Source organism: Rhizobium sp. rho-13.1, assembly GCF_007000305.1.
Lineage (GTDB): Bacteria > Pseudomonadota > Alphaproteobacteria > Rhizobiales > Rhizobiaceae > Rhizobium > Rhizobium rhododendri.
In genome coordinates, this window is record NZ_SCFL01000022.1 from 1 (window position 1) to 16345 (window position 16345).

Here is a 16345-nt window from a genome sequence, read left to right on the forward strand (position 1 = left end):
AGGCATCGTAGTCCTTTGCCATCGGCCGGTAGAGCGGATCGCCTGCATTCTGACGGGTTGACGATTTCGCACTCAGAGGTACCCGATCCGGGAAAAACCGGTTCGGTTCGGCGTGGATCAACAAGTCGACTGCGCGTCGCAGCAAGAAAAATGGCTTGCCCGTTCAATCTTATCCATGGATGATTCACTACACATCAGGTTGAAATGCGATGCTTGTACGAATTTGGCTACTCATAGCCGGCGACTGGAAAGATCAATCCGACATCATCGGGAGAGATGCATGCCAACTGGGACTGGAACCTCATCTCGCAAGCGTCACCGACACCAGTGTTTGGCAATTTGCTCGCTTGCCCAGCATCGGAAGCATATTGCGCGCGACCCCGACCGAGTGATCGCCCTTTTTAGGCAGACCGGTGTCATCAATCACCAGAAACGCATCGGATGCACCAACGATCCTGTCAGCCTGTCGCGCAAGCTCGGTCTCAAGAGGCGCAGCATCCCAAACGCTGTCGGCAATGAAATGGTGGAGGCGGTCATACTTGCCTGGAGCAAACCGTTCCGCCATCGGCTCGATGGTCTTGCGGTCACCGGGACCGATGAGCCCGGATAGGTAAAGCGGACACATCTGTCATCGTTTCTTGTGTCCCAGCTGGTCCAAAAATGGCTGCAAAAATGCTGAATGCTCCGTATCCAAATCGGCCATATCGCGCTCCCAATGAAGAGAGCGAAAATCATCGCAAACCAGCCTTGCCTCAAACTGCCAAAGTAGTGCTTCTATAATGGGCCTTTTGTTCGTCAAGTACCCTCCGATACCAAAATCTCGTCACCAGAATCATGCTTCTGTCCGTGGTCAACACGAAGGTCGCCACACTATTCCTTATGATCAGAACCGGCAGGTCAATCTAGGCGACGTGGATTGCCGAAGCCTCACAGCACTACTTACGACCTTGCCAATTGTATTTTCAGCGTCACAATGTACCTGTCACACCGTATGAAATAATCGATCACGCGTGCGTCAATATTCGCCACAAGCCTTCCGGCGCGATTTATGCCTGGGAGTTTGTTCAGGATGGAAAGGAGTTTACGGTCAAGGGCAACGGACAACTGATTTTCAACAGTATCATGCATGTCATGAACGGCGCCATCGAAGGGTTAGAACTGGCATATGTGCCTGAGGAACCTGCCGCTCCACATTTAGCAGACGGCAGGATTTTTCAGGATTTCATCTATACTATCGAAATCGCTGTCAGGCATCCCCCGCGTTTACCGTATTCGTTGATGCACTACGGTATCGCATCTAGCTTAGAGGGCTGTCCACCTTTTCGATCAACAAAGCGCGCTCCATCAACGATGATCTCCATCTGAAACCAAATATCTCAATTCATGCGTGCCGTGCATATGTTTATGCATGAATCACGAAATAGTCGGCATGAATCCTCCATGTTAGCTTCAAGGCATATGGCCGGCGCGCGCCGTCGTGCCCGGGCCTATAACACAGGGAGAAGAAAAATTTCTCATTCACTTTCCACACGAGCTGGGGTGGTTGCGCTTGCTGGCCTCGGCGTTCTCATCATCGCAATCGGCCTGTTCCTGGCCATTGGCGGCTTATACCTGATCACTCTTGGAGGATCGTGGTATTTCGCTCTGGCTGGTGCGGCACTCCTTGCCTCCGGTTATCTCATTGCTCGACGGCGACCTTCAGGGGCCGCTGTTTTCCTTATCGTATTTTTCGCTACGATCGTGTGGGCGATATGGGAAGTCGGGTTCGACTTTTGGCCGCTCGTGTCCCGGCTTTTTGCGCCTGCTGTCATTGCTCTGCCCGTTCTGCTGGTTACGCCTGCCCTGCTCCGTGGTTCGCGCCGACGGTTCAAGGCTCCTTCCTACGGTTTGGCGGCTGTTATCCTTCTTGCTCTTGCCGCGACCACATATTCGGCCTTCCAGCCTCATCCAATCGTGACCGCAGATGCCGCGTCGCAGCCTGTTCCTGGCGCCGCTGTTGGTCCGATTGCAGGCACCAGTTGGTCCTATTGGGGCCGAACACCCTCTGGCACACGCTATGCCCCAATTGATCAGATTACTACTGACAACGTCTCAGGCCTGCGAGTCGCCTGGACCTACCGCACGGGTGAAATCCCTAACCCGGACAAGGGCGAGGGTTTTGTCACAACGCCGCTATTTGTGAACGGGCTGCTTTATGGCTGCACCCAATCAAACGCCATCTTCGCGCTGGATCCGGAAACTGGGCAGGAGCGTTGGCGGTTCGATGCCAAGGCGACCGGAAACAACCGTCCGCGTTGCCGTGGCGTCGGATATCACGACGCCTCATCGACCGGAACGCAGCGGGCTTCCGCAGCATCATCGAGCTCTGCCTTGTGCACCCGCCGTATTATCTCCACCACGGTGGATGCGCGCATCGTGGCACTCGATGCGTCGACGGGCGCGCCATGCACCGACTTCGGCGACAACGGCGTTGTCAATCTTGGCGCTGGCATGGGCAACGTCAGACCGGGCTTCTACTTTCCCACTGCCGCACCAACGATTGCCCGTAATCTGATCATCGTCGGTGGTCTTGTGTGGGACAATGCAGAGGTCAATGAACCATCCGGCGTCGTGCGCGCTTTCGACGTGCGCACCGGAGCGCTTGTCTGGGCCTGGGATCTTGGCAACCCCAACATTACAGGCCTCCCGCCAGCAGGCGAAGACTACTCGCGCGGAACGCCCAACGTCTGGTCGACACCTGCCTATGACGATGCACTTGGGCTGATCTATCTGCCGACCGGGAACGCGACACCTGATTTCTGGGGCGGCCATCGCACCGAAGCGGACGAGCGATATTCCTCATCAATCGTGGCACTGGATCTGGCAACCGGTCGCGAGCGGTGGCGCTTCCAGACGGTGCATCATGACATCTGGGACTTCGACGTCCCGTCGCAGCCGGCGCTTTATGATGTCCCGGATGGCAATGGCAGCACCATTCCAGCCCTGATCCAGACAACCAAGACCGGCCAGATATTCATGCTTGATCGGCGGACCGGAAGTCCGATTGCCGACGTTCAGGAACGACCCGTTCCTCAAGGCGGCGTCGCCGACGATCACACCTCGCTGACGCAACCGTTCTCGTTGGGCATGCCCACCATCGGCGTGGAGCGTCTCACCGAGGCGCGTATGTGGGGGATGACACCGCTCGACCAGTTGGCCTGCCGCATCGCCTTCAAGAAGGCGCGATACGAGGGCCCGTTCACGCCTCCTAGCGCCAAAACCACCATCCACTTTCCCGGCTGGTTTGGCGGCATGAACTGGGGCTCTGTTTCGATTGCAGAAAACCTCGGCTATCTCATCGTCAACGACATCCGCACCGGCACCACCAGCCGTCTTGTCCCTCGCACCGAGTTCGACGCCACCCACAGTGGTCCAGGGTCGGAAGGAGCTGGTGGCAGGCAAGCAGGTACGCCTTGGGGCATCGAGCAGGGCACATTCACATCAGTACTCGGCACGCCTTGCCAGGCACCGCCGTTCGGCACTCTCACGGCCATCGATCTCGCCACGCGCAAGATCGCCTGGCAGATGCCGATGGGCACCGCGGAAGATCTCGGCCCGCTCAACATGCCGACACACCTGCCCATTCCGATCGGAATGCCGACGCGCGGTGGCCCCGTGACGACCTCCAGCGGAATAATCTTCATGGCTGGCACACAGGACTACTACCTGCGCGCAATCGATGTGCGCACCGGCCAGGAATTGTGGAAGGGGCGCCTGCCGGTCGGGGCAGAAACGACGCCCATGACCTATGTCTCGCCGCAAAGCGGTCGGCAGTTCGTGCTGATCAGCGCCGGCGGGACGGGTGCCAGCAAGAAGATGGGTGATTACGTCGTGGCCTTTGCGCTTCCAAAATAACTAAGTGGACGACCTCCTGGCGTCCCATGCGTCGCCAGAGCTCTGCTCAATGTTCCAACCGAATCTTAAATGCAAGATTAAGGACGCTTTGACATGGAATACAGACATCTCGGCCGCACAGGCCTCAAAGTCAGCCCGCTCTGCTTGGGAACCATGAATTTCGGTGAATTCACCGACGAGACGACGAGCTTCGAGATCATGGACAAGGCGCAGGAGGTCGGCATCAACTACTTCGACACCGCAGATGTCTATGGCGGACCGAACGCGCCGGACATGAAGAAGGGCTGGGGCATTTCCGAGGAGATCATCGGACGATGGCTTGCCCAAGGCGGACGCCGGGAGAAGATCGTTCTCGCCACCAAGGTCTACCAGCCGATGGAGGTTGGTCCGAACGATAAATACCTGTCCGCCTACCATATTCGGAAGGCCTGCGAGGACAGTCTGCGCCGTCTGCAGACGGACCACATCGACATCTACCAGATGCACCATATCGACCGGAACACCCCGTGGGAGGAGATCTGGCAGGCGATGGAACTGCTCGTTCAACAGGGCAAGGTTCTCTATGTCGGATCCAGTAACTTCGCCGGATGGGACATCGCCACGGCTCAATCGAAGGCACAGGCCCGCGATTTCCTCGGTCTTGTTTCCGAGCAGAGCCTCTACAATCTGACGGCGCGGACCGTCGAACTGGAAGTCATTCCGGCCTGCCGCCACTACGGTCTGGGATTGGTTGCCTGGAGCCCGCTTGGCGGTGGACTGCTCGGAGGGATCCTGCAGAAAGCGGCTGATGGGCGCCGCTCCAAACCCAAGGTCACGAGGCAGATCGATAAGTTCCGTCCCCAACTGGAAGCCTACGAGGCGCTCTGCCGGAACATCGGCGAGCAGCCTGCGAACGTGGCGCTGGCTTGGCTGCTGCAAAATCCTGTCGTCACCGCTCCCATCACTGGTCCGCGCACCGTCGAGCAACTTACCGAGAATCTCGGAGCGTTGGACGTTACCCTGTCTCAAGACACGCTCGATCGCCTCGACGAGATCTGGCCGGGATACGGGGTCGGCGCACCGGAAGCCTATGCTTGGTGATCATGCCGAGAATTCGACCGGACGCCGCCCGGCTCCGAACGAGCCCACATTTGAAAGGAAACGGAAATGAACAAGCTTGCCGCTACGGCTCTCTCAATGACGCTAGCTGCCTCGCTCCCCGCGCTTGCCGATGAGGACAAGAAGCGTCTCGGGTCTGTGCCCGTCACCATGGCCGACGTTCAGTCGGTCTCACCCGCTCTGGCCAAATACACGCAGGGAGTTCTGCTCGGCGACCTCTGGAAGCGACCAGGTCTTTCGCCGCGTGACCGCAGCGTCATCACGGTTGCAGCCCTAATCGCCCGGAACCAGCCAGTCGAGATGCCGTACCACTTCAACCTGGCGCTCGACAACGGGGTCACGCCAGTAGAGCTCTCGGAGATCATTACCCACCTCGCCTTCTATTCGGGTTGGGGGAACGCAACGGGCGCAGTTACTGTGGCCGCTCAGGTCTTCGCCGCACGCGGCATCGGCGCGGACCAGCTCCCCGACGCATCCCCTGCTCCACTCCAACTAGATGAAGCTGCAGATGCCGAGCGCGCCAAGGGGGTCGAGAATAACGTTGGACCCGTTTCACAGGGCGTTGTGGAATATACAAACGGTGTCCTGTTTAGGGATCTCTGGCTTCGTCCCGGTCTTGCGCCACGCGATCGCAGCCTCATCACCGTCACATCCCTGATCGCGTCCGGCCAGGTTGCTCAGATCACTTACCATCTCAACCGCGCGATGAATGCCGGGCTGACACAGGATCAGGCCTCGGAAATGCTGACCCAGCTCACTTTCTACGCCGGATGGCCAAACGTCTTTTCCGCTGTTCCCGTGGTCAAGGACGTGTTCGAAAAGCGGCCGAGCTAATCTCGCCGCGACGCTATCGTGCCCCCTTCCGAGTGACTCGGGCACGATCACTATCGGTCACGCAGGGCATCGACGACGACCTTGAACGCCGCGGAAGACTGTCGCCGGCTCGGATAAACCAGATGGTATCCTGGATAATAAGGACACCAGTCACCCAGCACCTCGACCAACCGTCCTGCCTCGATCTCAGGTGCGGCAAGCCCTTCGGGAATGAAGCCCAGACCGAATCCATCGATCGACATGTTCCTGATCTGAGTTATGCCGTTGCAGGTCATCTGGCCATCTACCCGCACCCGGAGCTCCTGCTTATCCTTCTCGAACTCCCAGACATACAATCCGCCCCTGGTCGGCAGGCGGAGATTGATGCAGTTGTGGTGCGTCAGATCCTGTGGAACCAGTGGCGCGGGGTTCAGCTCAAGATAATCCGGCGATCCGATAACCACCATTCGCTGTTCCGGACTGATCCGCACCGCAATCATTCCCTGTGACACGATCTCGCCGAGACGGACGCCAGCATCGAAGCGCTCGGCGACGATGTCGACCAAGCCATAGTCGACGACGAACTCCACCTTGATGTCGGGATACTCATGCAGCACCTCTCGGAGCTTCGGCCAGAGAACATGGTCGATCGCAAAGTCTTCTGCGGTGATGCGGATGGTTCCGGCAGGCTTCTCCCGCAGATCCGTCAGCGCGATCAGTTCGCGCTCGATCTCTTCGAAGCGCGGGCCGACCATTGTCAGCAGGCGCTGGCCTTCCGGCGTGGCCGCAACGCTGCGGGTCGTTCGCGTCAGGAGGCGCAAGCCGAGACGCTCCTCGAGGCCGCGGACGGTATGGCTCAGGCCCGACTGCGAGACGCCCAATTTCGCTGCAGCCTTGGTGAAGCTACGCTCACGGGCGACGACGAGAAACGCGAGCAGATCGTTGACATTCTCACGCAGCATTGATGGGTACCTCGCATTAATCGAACGTCAATCTAGCAGAAATTCGCCACGACGCGATATTTTATTCATGTGCTGTGCCCATATGTCTTTGCAGAATTAGACATCTAATCCTTCTGAATGCGCTGCGCTACTTTCTTCTCAACAGGAGCAGGAAGGATCAGGCCATGGACATCACGAGAAACGGCACTACGCCCTCGAACAAAGGACCGGCAGACTGGTTCACGGGCACGGTGCGCATCGATCCCATGTTTGCAGCCAACGACGCCCGTCGCGGCTCGGCCGGAACGGTTACGTTCGAACCGGGTGCGCGCACGGCGTGGCATACACATCCGCTCGGCCAGACGCTTGTTGTGACGGCAGGCCTTGGACGCGTGCAGCGCGAAGGCGGCCCGATCGAGGAAATCCGTCCCGGGGACATCGTCTGGTTTCCACCGGGCGAGAAGCACTGGCATGGCGCCTCCCCAACGATCGCGATGACGCATATCGCGATCCAGGAGCATGTCGACGGCAAGGTGGTCGACTGGATGGAACACGTGATGGACCACCAGTACCAGGGGTGACCTGAACTTAGCGAATACCAAAGTCGAACCCGCCGGGCTCTCCGGTGCGGGATCGGAGAATGCTGTCCAATCCTTGAGAAGGAGATCGCGAATGTGCGAAGCGTGTGGTGACTTTACGCATGGGGCTAGAACGAGCCGCCGTGGCCTGCTGATCGGTGGCGCAGCGCTAGTGGCCGCGCCTCTTATGGCGATGGCTGGAAGTGCCAATGCGCAGTCCAGCGCGGATGGTCAGGCGATCGACACTGGCTCGAGCAACGTTCGAGCCTTCGCCGCAACGAGCGCGACATCGAAGTTCAGCCAGATCGAGATCGAACGTCGGGCCGTTGGGCCACACGACGTGCTTCTCGACATCCTCTACGCCGGGATCTGCCATTCCGACATCCACTCCGTCCGCAGCGACTGGGGTCCGGCGAACTATCCCCTCGTTCCAGGCCACGAGATCGTCGGACGTGTCCGTGCGGTTGGCAGCAACGTCTCAAAGTTCAGGGTCGGCGACATCGGCGGCGTCGGCTGCATGGTCGCGTCCTGCGGCACCTGCGAGAACTGCCTTGCAGACCGCGAGCAGAATTGCGTCAACGGCACGACATTCACCTACGACGCGCCGGACAAGATCAGTGGCGGTCGCACGTTTGGCGGCTATTCCGACGCCGTCGTCGTTACCGAGAAATTCGTCATCCGGATGCCGCCCTCCGTCGACCTGGCTGCCTTCACGCCGATCCTGTGCGCGGGCGTGACCACCTTCTCCCCGCTGCAGCACTGGGAGCTCGAACCCGGCCAGAAGATCGGTGTCGTTGGACTGGGTGGCCTTGGCCATATGGCCGTCAAACTCGCCGTCGCCCGGCGGGCACAGGTGACTGTCTTCACCACCACGCCCGGAAAGGTCGAGGATGCCAAGCGCCTCGGCGCGAAGGACGCTGTTCTGTCAACGGACGCGGAAGCGATGAAGCGGCTCTCCGGCCAGTTCGACCTGCTGATCTCGACAGTCCCCGAGCCGTACCAGATGCAGCCCTTCATCGATACGCTGAAGCTCGATGGCACCATGGTCAATGTCGGTGCGCTCGGCACGCTGCAAGGCGGCCTCAGTGGCTTGCTGATGGGGTTCGGCCGCAAGAGCCTTGCGGGCTCGATGATCGGCGGCATCGCCGAAACCCAGGAGGTTATCGACTACTGCGCGGCCCGCAACATCAAGGCCGATGTCGAGGTGATCACACCCGACCAGATCGACCGCGCCTACGAACGGGTCATGGCGAAGGATGTTCGCTACCGTTTCGTCATCGACATGTCGGCGGGCCGCAAGGCCTGAGACTGCACCCATTTAACCGCACAAGAAAGGACGAACCATGAAACAGCTTACAGCAACTGCCATCGCTCTCGCCCTCTTCGCATTGACCTCGGCCCATGCCGAAACTTCGCAGTTCTCGCAGGGCGGCTCCCGGCCCTCGATGAAGGGACCGGCAGCCAACTTTACGGGCTCAGTCACGGTTGACCCGCTTTATGCCGACAACGAGCACACGAGCAATACAGGCGGCCACGTTACATTCGACCCCGGCGCCCGCTCTGCTTGGCACACGCATCCCGCAGGCCAGATCCTGATCGTCACATCGGGGACGGGTTGGGTGCAGGAGGAAGGCGCTGAGAAGCGCGTCATGAGGCCGGGTGACGTCATCTGGTGCCCGCCCGACGTGAAGCATTGGCACGGTGCGACCGCAACGACTGGCGTCAGCCATATCGCCATCACCAACATGAAGGACGGCACGAACGTCGCCTGGATGGAGAAGGTCTCGGACGAGCAGTATCTCGACTGACCACTGAACCGGGGAGCCTTCGATGAGATATGCAATGACATTGGCCGGGGCACTCGTCCTGGTGACCGCTCTGACATCGTTCAAAGCTCGGGCTCAGGATCTTCGTCCAGTGTCGCCTGTTTCCGCCACATCCAGCTCGGACTGGATAGCCGAAGTCGCGGCCGAAGGATTGGATTACCCCTGGGAGATACAGGAGGCTGACGGTCGGATCTGGATCACGGAAGCCGCGGGCAACGTCGTGTCGATCGAAAACGGCCGCCTGGCACGGCACCCTGTGAGGACCTCGGATCCTATCGCCCGCGAAGGCGGCGGCGGTCTGCTCGGCATGGCGCTGCCGAAGGATTTCGACACGAGCGGCATCGCCTACTTCTACCAGACCTACCGGGCTAGCGGTGGACTCGCGAACAAGGTCATCGAGGCGCGCTTCGACGGAAACTCATGGCGCGAGACACGGGTTATTATCGACGGAATTCCCGGGCACCTTCTCTATAACGGCGGCCGGGTCGCCATCGGTCCGGATGGAAATCTCTATGTGATGACCGGACAGACGGAGAACCGCCACCGCCCCCAGGGTGTCTCGAGCCTGGCGGGAAAGGTCCTGCGCATGACGGTCGATGGAAAGGTCCCGGCCGACAATCCCTTTTCCGGCTCCTACGTCTATTCCCTCGGCCATCGAAACCCTCAGGGACTTGCCTGGGATCCTGAAGGTCGCATGTTTGTCGCGGAACACGGGCAGTCCGCCCATGACGAGATCAATCTGGTACTCCCCGGACGGAACTACGGATGGCCGATCATTTTCGGCGATGAAGATCGTCAGGGGATGGAGCGACCGCTCCTGCACTCCGGCTACCAGACCTGGGCACCGTCCGGCATCGTATTCGCGGGCACCGAACTGCTTGTCGCAACGCTCGTCGGCAAGGGACTGTACGCGTTCGACGAACGGGCGAAGACCCTCAACCCAATTTTCACATCCGGCGACAGGATCCGCGACGTTCTGCCCGTCGGCCGCGACATCTACCTCATCACCACCAATCGATCCCCGCGCGCCGAAGGCCCGTCGGAGGATCGGCTGCTGAAACTGACCCGGACGCCGTAATCCGACCAACAAATCGATATGACAGGAAAACCAAAAATGACATTCGACTTTCAGAACAAGGTGGCGCTCGTCACGGGCGCTGCATCCGGCATGGGATTGGCCACAGCGAAGAAGTTCGCTGCCGCGGGTGCTGCCGTCGCCCTCGCCGATGTGAACGAAGACGCGGTCAGGGCTGCCGCCGCCGAACTGGTTGCGGAAGGCCACCGCGCCATCGGCATCCGCTGCGATGTCGCGAACATGCAAGAGGTTGAGGCGATGGTTGCCGAGACGATCGCCACCTTCGGCGGTCTCGACGCAGCCTTCAACAACGCAGGCGTCCAGAGTCCCGTGGCGGAGACGGCGCTGGCCCAAGCTTCCGACTACGAATTCGTCATGGGCGTGAACCTGCGCGGTATCTGGAACTGCATGAAGTACGAACTGCTCCACATGCGCGAACAAGGCAGCGGCACCATCGTCAACAACTCCTCCCTCGGCGGTATCGTCGGAATTGCCGAGCGCGGCATCTACCATGCCTCCAAGCATGGCGTCGTCGGTCTGACGAAAAGTGCCGGCCTCGAATACGCGCCGAAGGGCATCCGCATCAACGCCGTCTGCCCCGGGATCATCTCGACACCGATGGTCACCACCATGCTCGAGACGCAGCCGGAAGCGATGGACGTGATGATGAAGGATGTTCCGATCGGTCGCCTCGGTACGGCCGAGGAAATAGCCGACGCGGTTCTCTGGCTGTCTAGCCCTGCGTCGACATTCGTGATCGGGCACGCACTCCCGGTCGACGGCGGCTATACGGTCCGCTGAACGGCAACGAGGATACGATCCGATGACACGTAATATCGACGCGATTCCAAAGCCTCGGCCCACGAGAAAGATCGAGCTTTCTATCAAGGCTATGACGCCATAACCATTTTCTGCCGGGGGCCTGCTTGCCAGCGACACCGTCCAGTCATTCAATCTGCGAAGCATGCGTTCTCCTGCCGCCCGAACCGAGATTGTCCGGCTATCGGCATTGACGGGCGGCCTGCTCGCTACATCTTGCGCCAGGTGATGGCCGAGTTGGTCATATAGTTCCAAGCCGCGCCAATCGCTGCGCCCGCAAGCCCAGCCGCCCACCAACGTGGTTCGTTCTGATAGAAAGCGGATGAGACACCCACGCCGGCAACGACGCCCAAACTGCAGAGAGCCGCGAACATTCCAAGGCCCGTCAGAAAGCGCCAACCACGGCGGCGGCGATCCCTGTAGGTCAAGGAGTTGTTCAGCGTGTAGTTGAAGGTCATGGTAGTCAGCATCGCCGCGGCCTGCGCCGTTGGGAAGGCTACATCGGACGTGAGTAGTATTCGCAGGATGCTCAGATGGATTGCAACCCCAGCCGAGCCGACCATGCAAAACGCCAGGAACCGGGCCGAAACCGTATCCCGCGAGGCCTTGGCGATAAGCAGGCCAAGATATTCGAAGACAACGCTAGCATCGAGCTTGCTCTCGCCGTAAAGGCGCGGACTGAATAAATATGAGACTTCTTCAATCCTGATCGGCTTCGTCGACGATGCAACGATATCTAGAAGAATCTTGAAGCCCTGATGAGAAAGGCGCGGTGCGACCTCCTCGACAAACTCTCTGCGGATCATGAAGAAACCGCTCATCGGATCGCTCAGGCGAACTCCGAGAAGCGACTGGGCCAATCCGACCGCCAGCCGGCTGCCTGCATGCCGGATTTTGGAGAGTCCGTCCGACGCTCCATCCGAACTGATATATCGACTGGCCACCACCAGGTCGGCTTCACCACGACGAATCACGGCAAGCATTTCAGTGAGACGCTTCTCATCATGCTGGAGGTCGGCGTCCATTACAGCGACAATGGAAGCGGAGCTGGAAAGAATTCCTTCCAGGCACGCGCCAGCCAGTCCTCTTCTGCCCACACGGCGGAGGCCACGGATGCGTCGATCGGAAACCGAGAGCTGCCTGACCCTCTCCATCGTATCGTCGACGGAGTCGTCATCAACAAAAATGACCTCCCAATCGATGCCTTCGAGCGCGTCGCGCAGTCGCCCAACAAGGGTGGGTATGTTCTCGCGCTCGTTCAACGTCGGAATAACAATGGAAAGCGACGGCCCGGCATTGTGGAGATACGATTGGGCAATCGAAAGATCTGGATCGTCTCTAGTGAGGCGAGAAGCGGCAATCGAATTCATAAAATTTATGTCCTTCGAGCAGAAGCGAGACGAATAGCCCGATTTTCCGCATCAGCCGTTTGAGCGACAGAATTCCCCCAAACCGAGGTCAAAGACCGACGGTTTACCTTAAGCGGTGGTTCTTTCATTCAACCCTGACAGCCAACTGAACTCCGTTTCTCCTTCATCGATATTATTCAGATTTTTTTTAGGTGTTAGCGCGGATTTCAAAGGACTTGAATTGGAAAACTAACAGCCACGGTGTCACTTGGTCGAGCATGAGATCAGCACCACAGAGCAATCCCGATATCCGTAACCGACCCGGTAGTAGAACTGGCCGATAGAAGCTCCATTCTTCCTGACGGTTTGGCTCCTGATATCCGTCAGCCGATCGAAATAGCGTCCGAGGTCCTGTTGTTCGACGTCCCCGCTTTTCACCCCGAACAAGATGATCGTCCGTCCTTGCATATCGGCAGGCTTGTACCAATAGCCGTACATCAGGCTGTCGTTTCCAAACGGACCGGCACCCACCGATTTCTGAATGACATCGGGACCCTGGCGGTTGTAGAATGCAATCTCGCTGGCGACGAAGTACTTGTCCATTCCTGCAAGCAGCACGCTTTGTCCCGTTTCCTTCTCGACAGCCTGCTGCACGAGGCCGACCTTATGGCCGAACGCGTCCCAAGCGACGGGAAGCGTGCGGATGTTCCCGAGATGACCGACAAGTGGCAGCCCGACGACCATGTAGTGGAGAAAAACCGCGTAAATCGCCAGCGTTCCTACACAGCCTGTTGATCGCGACCTCGAACTTGGAACGCTGGCCCGACTGGAAGATCATGGCGGCTATGGCCGGCAGAATCGCCAACCAGACGGGGCCTGTCCAGTCGAGCTTGACCTGATGCACGAAGCTGAATGCCAAGAAGACGGACAAAGGTGCTGCGGTGAACACCGTGATGAAGAGCAGCTTTCTGCGAGCTTGGACGTCGGCGATCGGGGCGAGAACGGACCGGCGGCGACGTGATACGAAGACGCCTAGCGCGGAGATCAGCCCAAGCGGTGTCAGCAAGAGTGCAGCGCTTGCCACCAAAGACGGCGTTGAAAACTTTGCAGGGTCTTCCAGCCGCTGGGTGCTCTGAAACGCAAATGAAGCCCACCCATGAATGGCGTTCCAGTAGATCACGGGAGAAAACAGTGCCAAGGCGAGGATGGCGGCAACATAGGGCTCGGGCTTCCTGAGCCAGCGGCGCGCCGGGGGGTCGAGGACGAGAAAGATCAGCGCTGCGGGACCAAGAAGCGCGATCGTGTATTTGGAAACCATTCCAAGGCCGGCGCAAATTCCGACGCCCCACCAGGCCTGCTGCCTGTCGGCGATAAGAGCACGCTCTAGGAAATAGACGGCACCAGCCCAGGCGACCGTCAGAGGCACGTCGGGCGTCATTATGAAGCCCGTGTAGAAAAAAACGGGGAGCGTGGCAGTGAGAACGATGCAAATGATGGCCGTGGATTTGCCGAACAGGTTGGCAGTGAACCGGTAGAGGAAGAAGGCTACTGCGATCCACGAAAGGTAGGCTCGGATTCGGACCCCGAATGCGGTGTTACCGAACAGGTTGGTGCCGAGCCAGATCGTCCATGCGGCCATCGGCGGGTGATCGAGGTAGCCAATATCGACGTGCTGTGAAAAATTCCAATAATAGGCTTCTTCCGGGAGAAGGTTCAAAAGCCCAAGGTAGGCCAGCCGCAAGGCCAGCATATAGCCGACTATGCCGAAGGCGGCCAGCCGCCAGCGATCGGCTGACAGAGAATCCGAAGAAGTTTGAAAAACAAAAAATCGCCCCCCAGATAGCTCACGATAGCCGATGCGCCCGCCCCGGCGACAATCGATGCTAGCGGTGGCCAGTGCAGGAATTGACTCGCATCCGAAAGGACGCCTCCTCGCAGTCAGAAACCAAGAAGGCAGATGGCGATGAAGCGCACGGCTTCTGCCGAGACCTTGGCTCCTGGAGACCGCGGAGTGGCTGGCGCCTGCGAGCAAACGACATAGCTGAAGACGGAGGAACAGACGAAACTAATCGTCAACGCAGGCAGGAAACCAACACCAAACTCGAATAGTATCTCGAAGATTAGGACATCGATCGCTAGGGCTGTCAACGTTACCCAAAGTAAGTGGCGTACTGACCTGCCCGAGTGTTCATCAATCCTAAAGCCGGCCATATCTTGGACATTTATATTCATCAACAATTCTCTGAATGAATGCGCCGAAAACAGCGTCGTTGCGGCGCACGTCAGCCAATGGTTGGCTCGAACGATGATTGGTTTACCGTGTACTGGGTTGTAATTTTGATCGTTCTGACCTGCGGGGCTCTCTGAGGTGTCCAGTTTCGTAGAATGCTCGGTGATTCCTACCCCTCACAGGGTGTGTCGACCTATCCCGAGGCAGGGCACTCCGTCACAATTATGCGAATGCCTTTAGCCCGTGGTGTATTTCGTAATGTCGGGACAAGCTGACAGTCGCCTGAACTCACCTCGACGGCCCAATGAATGTCGAACGAGTGCGACTTTCAGTGGGCATGATACCGCTCTCCTGCACGCGTTCGACGAAATTCGATGCTGAATAGGTCAAGACCCCTGCCTGGCTGGGTCCCTATCTGTTCGCCACCTGGTAGAAAGCCAGGCAACGACGATCAGCAATGCTGTCGATACCGCTGAGGCCTGCCAAGTGCCCAGTTCCAGACCACCTTTTTCAAGTGGCTTCGTCAAGAAATCGCCGAAGGTTGCGCCGAAAGGCCGCGTGAAAACAAATGCCGCCCAGAAAAGAGAGACCTCGTTCATCTTTGTAAAGTAATGCAGCATGAGAACGAGCGCGATCACCCCAGAGGTAACCAGTGCGCCTTGCATATAGCTCAAGCCAATAAAATCTACGAGCGCATCGCCAAACGCTGTGCCCAGGCTGTTTGAAAATATCACAGCAATCCAAAACATAATCTCGGTGTCACGGTCCGCGATCGGAACGACAGCCAAGTTTCCCTTGCGGTAGTACCAGACGGCAAGAGATAGTCCGAGACCTACGACAAGAACACAGGATCCGGCGACATACCCCAGTCCAAAGGTCCTATCCATCATGTCTGAAACCTCGGTTCCAGCGGTCGTCGTGGCGACGATTGCTGCCCAGAACAGACCGGAGTGAAAAACCGTTGATCTAACCTGAAAAACGAGGATAGCGATTAGCAGCACCCCTGTTATCAAAAGGCCTACGACGTAACCGAGGTTCAGTGTCTGAGAGATGAAATCGCCTGCCGTTTCGCCAAGCGTGGTTGCGACGATTTTAGCAACCCAGAAAAAGACAGTAATTTCGGCGATCTTATTTATCGCGCCTAACTTATTCATTGGTGAGCTTTCATTATGGACGGAGGCCCGTCAATCACGGTTGTTGAGCGGGGCGCCCGTTGTTGCGGACGAACTTAACGGCTTGCGTATCCTCGCGTTCGCCGGGCCTCATGCCATGCAATGAGTGAACGCGTTCCTCTCTCCAAGGAATTCTCCGCTATTTGGAAGCGGAGGTTCCTAATGTATTCATGAGCTTAAATAGCGCAGATTCCACATTGTGTACGTCGGGCTTTCCCTTGCGCAGCGAAGAGATCGCGCCGTCGGCTGCATCGTCGATTACGCCCCAGCGTTGCTTGTCTGCTGCATACAGTTTTGGTTCGGTAGCGTCCCAGGCTGTCTCAAAGTCAGTGATGCGATTTTTTGCACCGCCCAGGTCGCCCGCTTTCACGAGACGAAGCGTATCGGCCGCAATTGATTCGAAGGCCGAGAGATCGCCAAGTCCACTTTGTGTTGCAGCAAATGCGGGTACCAGCAGAGAGGTCGCCATCAGCGCCGGAGGCACCAGGATAGAGAGGATCAGCATCAGTTTTTTCATCGTCGCCTCGTGTTGAACCGCGCAGCAAGGGCG

At 58.4% G+C, this 16345-nt stretch carries 15 protein-coding genes and 2 pseudogenes; 9 read left to right on the forward strand and 8 right to left on the reverse strand.

Annotation, left to right across the window (positions count from 1 at the left end):
- Window positions 1–304 precede the first annotated feature (304 nt).
- Window positions 305–703: pseudogene (locus tag EQW76_RS25820) on the reverse strand (transposase); the annotation flags it as partial.
- A gap of 251 nt (window positions 704–954) precedes the next feature.
- Here EQW76_RS25820 and EQW76_RS25825 point away from each other — a divergent pair.
- From EQW76_RS25825 to EQW76_RS25840, 4 genes are all read left to right on the forward strand, one after another.
- Window positions 955–1365 (forward strand): hypothetical protein, encoded by a 411-nt coding sequence (locus EQW76_RS25825; protein WP_142832108.1) that lies wholly within the window; start codon window positions 955–957, stop codon window positions 1363–1365.
- A gap of 174 nt (window positions 1366–1539) precedes the next feature.
- The gene (locus EQW76_RS25830; protein ID WP_202617218.1) at window positions 1540–3894 is read left to right on the forward strand and encodes a membrane-bound PQQ-dependent dehydrogenase, glucose/quinate/shikimate family; all 2355 of its coding nucleotides are present in this window, start codon (window positions 1540–1542) and stop codon (window positions 3892–3894) included.
- Window positions 3895–3987: 93 nt separating this feature from the next.
- Window positions 3988–4974 carry an aldo/keto reductase gene (locus tag EQW76_RS25835; protein ID WP_142832110.1) on the forward strand — a complete coding sequence of 329 codons (987 nt, stop codon included), beginning with the start codon at window positions 3988–3990 and terminating at the stop codon, window positions 4972–4974.
- 66 nt (window positions 4975–5040) lie between these two features.
- Window positions 5041–5826 carry a carboxymuconolactone decarboxylase family protein gene (locus tag EQW76_RS25840; RefSeq protein ID WP_142832111.1) on the forward strand — a complete coding sequence of 262 codons (786 nt, stop codon included), beginning with the start codon at window positions 5041–5043 and terminating at the stop codon, window positions 5824–5826.
- A gap of 50 nt (window positions 5827–5876) precedes the next feature.
- Here EQW76_RS25840 and EQW76_RS25845 read toward each other — a convergent pair whose 3' ends face one another.
- Complete coding sequence (locus EQW76_RS25845; protein ID WP_142832113.1) at window positions 5877–6767, reverse strand: LysR family transcriptional regulator; 891 nt, start codon at window positions 6765–6767, stop codon at window positions 5877–5879.
- A gap of 164 nt (window positions 6768–6931) precedes the next feature.
- Here EQW76_RS25845 and EQW76_RS25850 point away from each other — a divergent pair, with 164 nt between their 5' ends.
- The 5 genes from EQW76_RS25850 to EQW76_RS25870 all read left to right on the forward strand — a co-directional run bounded on the left by EQW76_RS25850 (window position 6932) and on the right by EQW76_RS25870 (window position 11026).
- Window positions 6932–7327 carry a cupin domain-containing protein gene (locus EQW76_RS25850; protein ID WP_142832115.1) on the forward strand — a complete coding sequence of 132 codons (396 nt, stop codon included), beginning with the start codon at window positions 6932–6934 and terminating at the stop codon, window positions 7325–7327.
- Window positions 7328–7418: 91 nt separating this feature from the next.
- The gene (locus tag EQW76_RS25855; protein WP_161991084.1) at window positions 7419–8630 is read left to right on the forward strand and encodes an NAD(P)-dependent alcohol dehydrogenase; all 1212 of its coding nucleotides are present in this window, start codon (window positions 7419–7421) and stop codon (window positions 8628–8630) included.
- A 37-nt stretch (window positions 8631–8667) separates the two neighbouring features.
- The gene (locus EQW76_RS25860; RefSeq protein ID WP_143123373.1) at window positions 8668–9132 is read left to right on the forward strand and encodes a cupin domain-containing protein; all 465 of its coding nucleotides are present in this window, start codon (window positions 8668–8670) and stop codon (window positions 9130–9132) included.
- 22 nt (window positions 9133–9154) lie between these two features.
- Window positions 9155–10228 (forward strand): PQQ-dependent sugar dehydrogenase, encoded by a 1074-nt coding sequence (locus EQW76_RS25865; RefSeq protein WP_244615548.1) that lies wholly within the window; start codon window positions 9155–9157, stop codon window positions 10226–10228.
- Window positions 10229–10264: 36 nt separating this feature from the next.
- Window positions 10265–11026, forward strand: a complete 762-nt coding sequence (locus EQW76_RS25870) for a glucose 1-dehydrogenase (protein WP_142832116.1) — start codon at window positions 10265–10267, stop codon at window positions 11024–11026.
- Window positions 11027–11086: 60 nt separating this feature from the next.
- On the opposite strand, the pseudogene EQW76_RS29985 reads toward EQW76_RS25870, so the two are convergent.
- From EQW76_RS29985 to EQW76_RS25900, 6 genes and pseudogenes are all read right to left on the reverse strand, one after another.
- Window positions 11087–11191 (reverse strand): annotated as a pseudogene (locus tag EQW76_RS29985) (DedA family protein); the annotation flags it as partial.
- Window positions 11192–11253: 62 nt separating this feature from the next.
- Window positions 11254–12414 carry a glycosyltransferase gene (locus EQW76_RS25880; protein ID WP_142832118.1) on the reverse strand — a complete coding sequence of 387 codons (1161 nt, stop codon included), beginning with the start codon at window positions 12412–12414 and terminating at the stop codon, window positions 11254–11256.
- A 243-nt stretch (window positions 12415–12657) separates the two neighbouring features.
- Complete coding sequence (locus EQW76_RS25885; protein WP_161991020.1) at window positions 12658–13047, reverse strand: hypothetical protein; 390 nt, start codon at window positions 13045–13047, stop codon at window positions 12658–12660.
- 10 nt (window positions 13048–13057) lie between these two features.
- Window positions 13058–14425: a glycosyltransferase family 39 protein gene (locus EQW76_RS25890; protein ID WP_142832121.1), complete on the reverse strand. Its 1368-nt coding sequence runs from the start codon at window positions 14423–14425 to the stop codon at window positions 13058–13060.
- 584 nt (window positions 14426–15009) lie between these two features.
- On the reverse strand, window positions 15010–15777 hold the full coding sequence (locus tag EQW76_RS25895; protein WP_202617219.1) for a hypothetical protein: 768 nt from the start codon (window positions 15775–15777) through the stop codon (window positions 15010–15012).
- Window positions 15778–15934: 157 nt separating this feature from the next.
- Window positions 15935–16312 carry a hypothetical protein gene (locus EQW76_RS25900; protein ID WP_202617220.1) on the reverse strand — a complete coding sequence of 126 codons (378 nt, stop codon included), beginning with the start codon at window positions 16310–16312 and terminating at the stop codon, window positions 15935–15937.
- Window positions 16313–16345 lie beyond the last annotated feature (33 nt).

Coding starts and splice junctions, on each gene's coding strand:
- EQW76_RS25835 (WP_142832110.1), top strand. CDS start 3,988: ATGGAATACAGACATCTCGGCCGCACAGGCCTCAAAGTCAGCCCGCTC.
- EQW76_RS25840 (WP_142832111.1), top strand. CDS start 5,041: ATGAACAAGCTTGCCGCTACGGCTCTCTCAATGACGCTAGCTGCCTCG.
- EQW76_RS25845 (WP_142832113.1), bottom strand. CDS start 6,767: ATGCTGCGTGAGAATGTCAACGATCTGCTCGCGTTTCTCGTCGTCGCC.
- EQW76_RS25850 (WP_142832115.1), top strand. CDS start 6,932: ATGGACATCACGAGAAACGGCACTACGCCCTCGAACAAAGGACCGGCA.
- EQW76_RS25855 (WP_161991084.1), top strand. CDS start 7,419: ATGTGCGAAGCGTGTGGTGACTTTACGCATGGGGCTAGAACGAGCCGC.
- EQW76_RS25860 (WP_143123373.1), top strand. CDS start 8,668: ATGAAACAGCTTACAGCAACTGCCATCGCTCTCGCCCTCTTCGCATTG.
- EQW76_RS25865 (WP_244615548.1), top strand. CDS start 9,155: ATGAGATATGCAATGACATTGGCCGGGGCACTCGTCCTGGTGACCGCT.
- EQW76_RS25870 (WP_142832116.1), top strand. CDS start 10,265: ATGACATTCGACTTTCAGAACAAGGTGGCGCTCGTCACGGGCGCTGCA.
- EQW76_RS25880 (WP_142832118.1), bottom strand. CDS start 12,414: ATGAATTCGATTGCCGCTTCTCGCCTCACTAGAGACGATCCAGATCTT.
- EQW76_RS25895 (WP_202617219.1), bottom strand. CDS start 15,777: ATGAATAAGTTAGGCGCGATAAATAAGATCGCCGAAATTACTGTCTTT.
- EQW76_RS25900 (WP_202617220.1), bottom strand. CDS start 16,312: ATGAAAAAACTGATGCTGATCCTCTCTATCCTGGTGCCTCCGGCGCTG.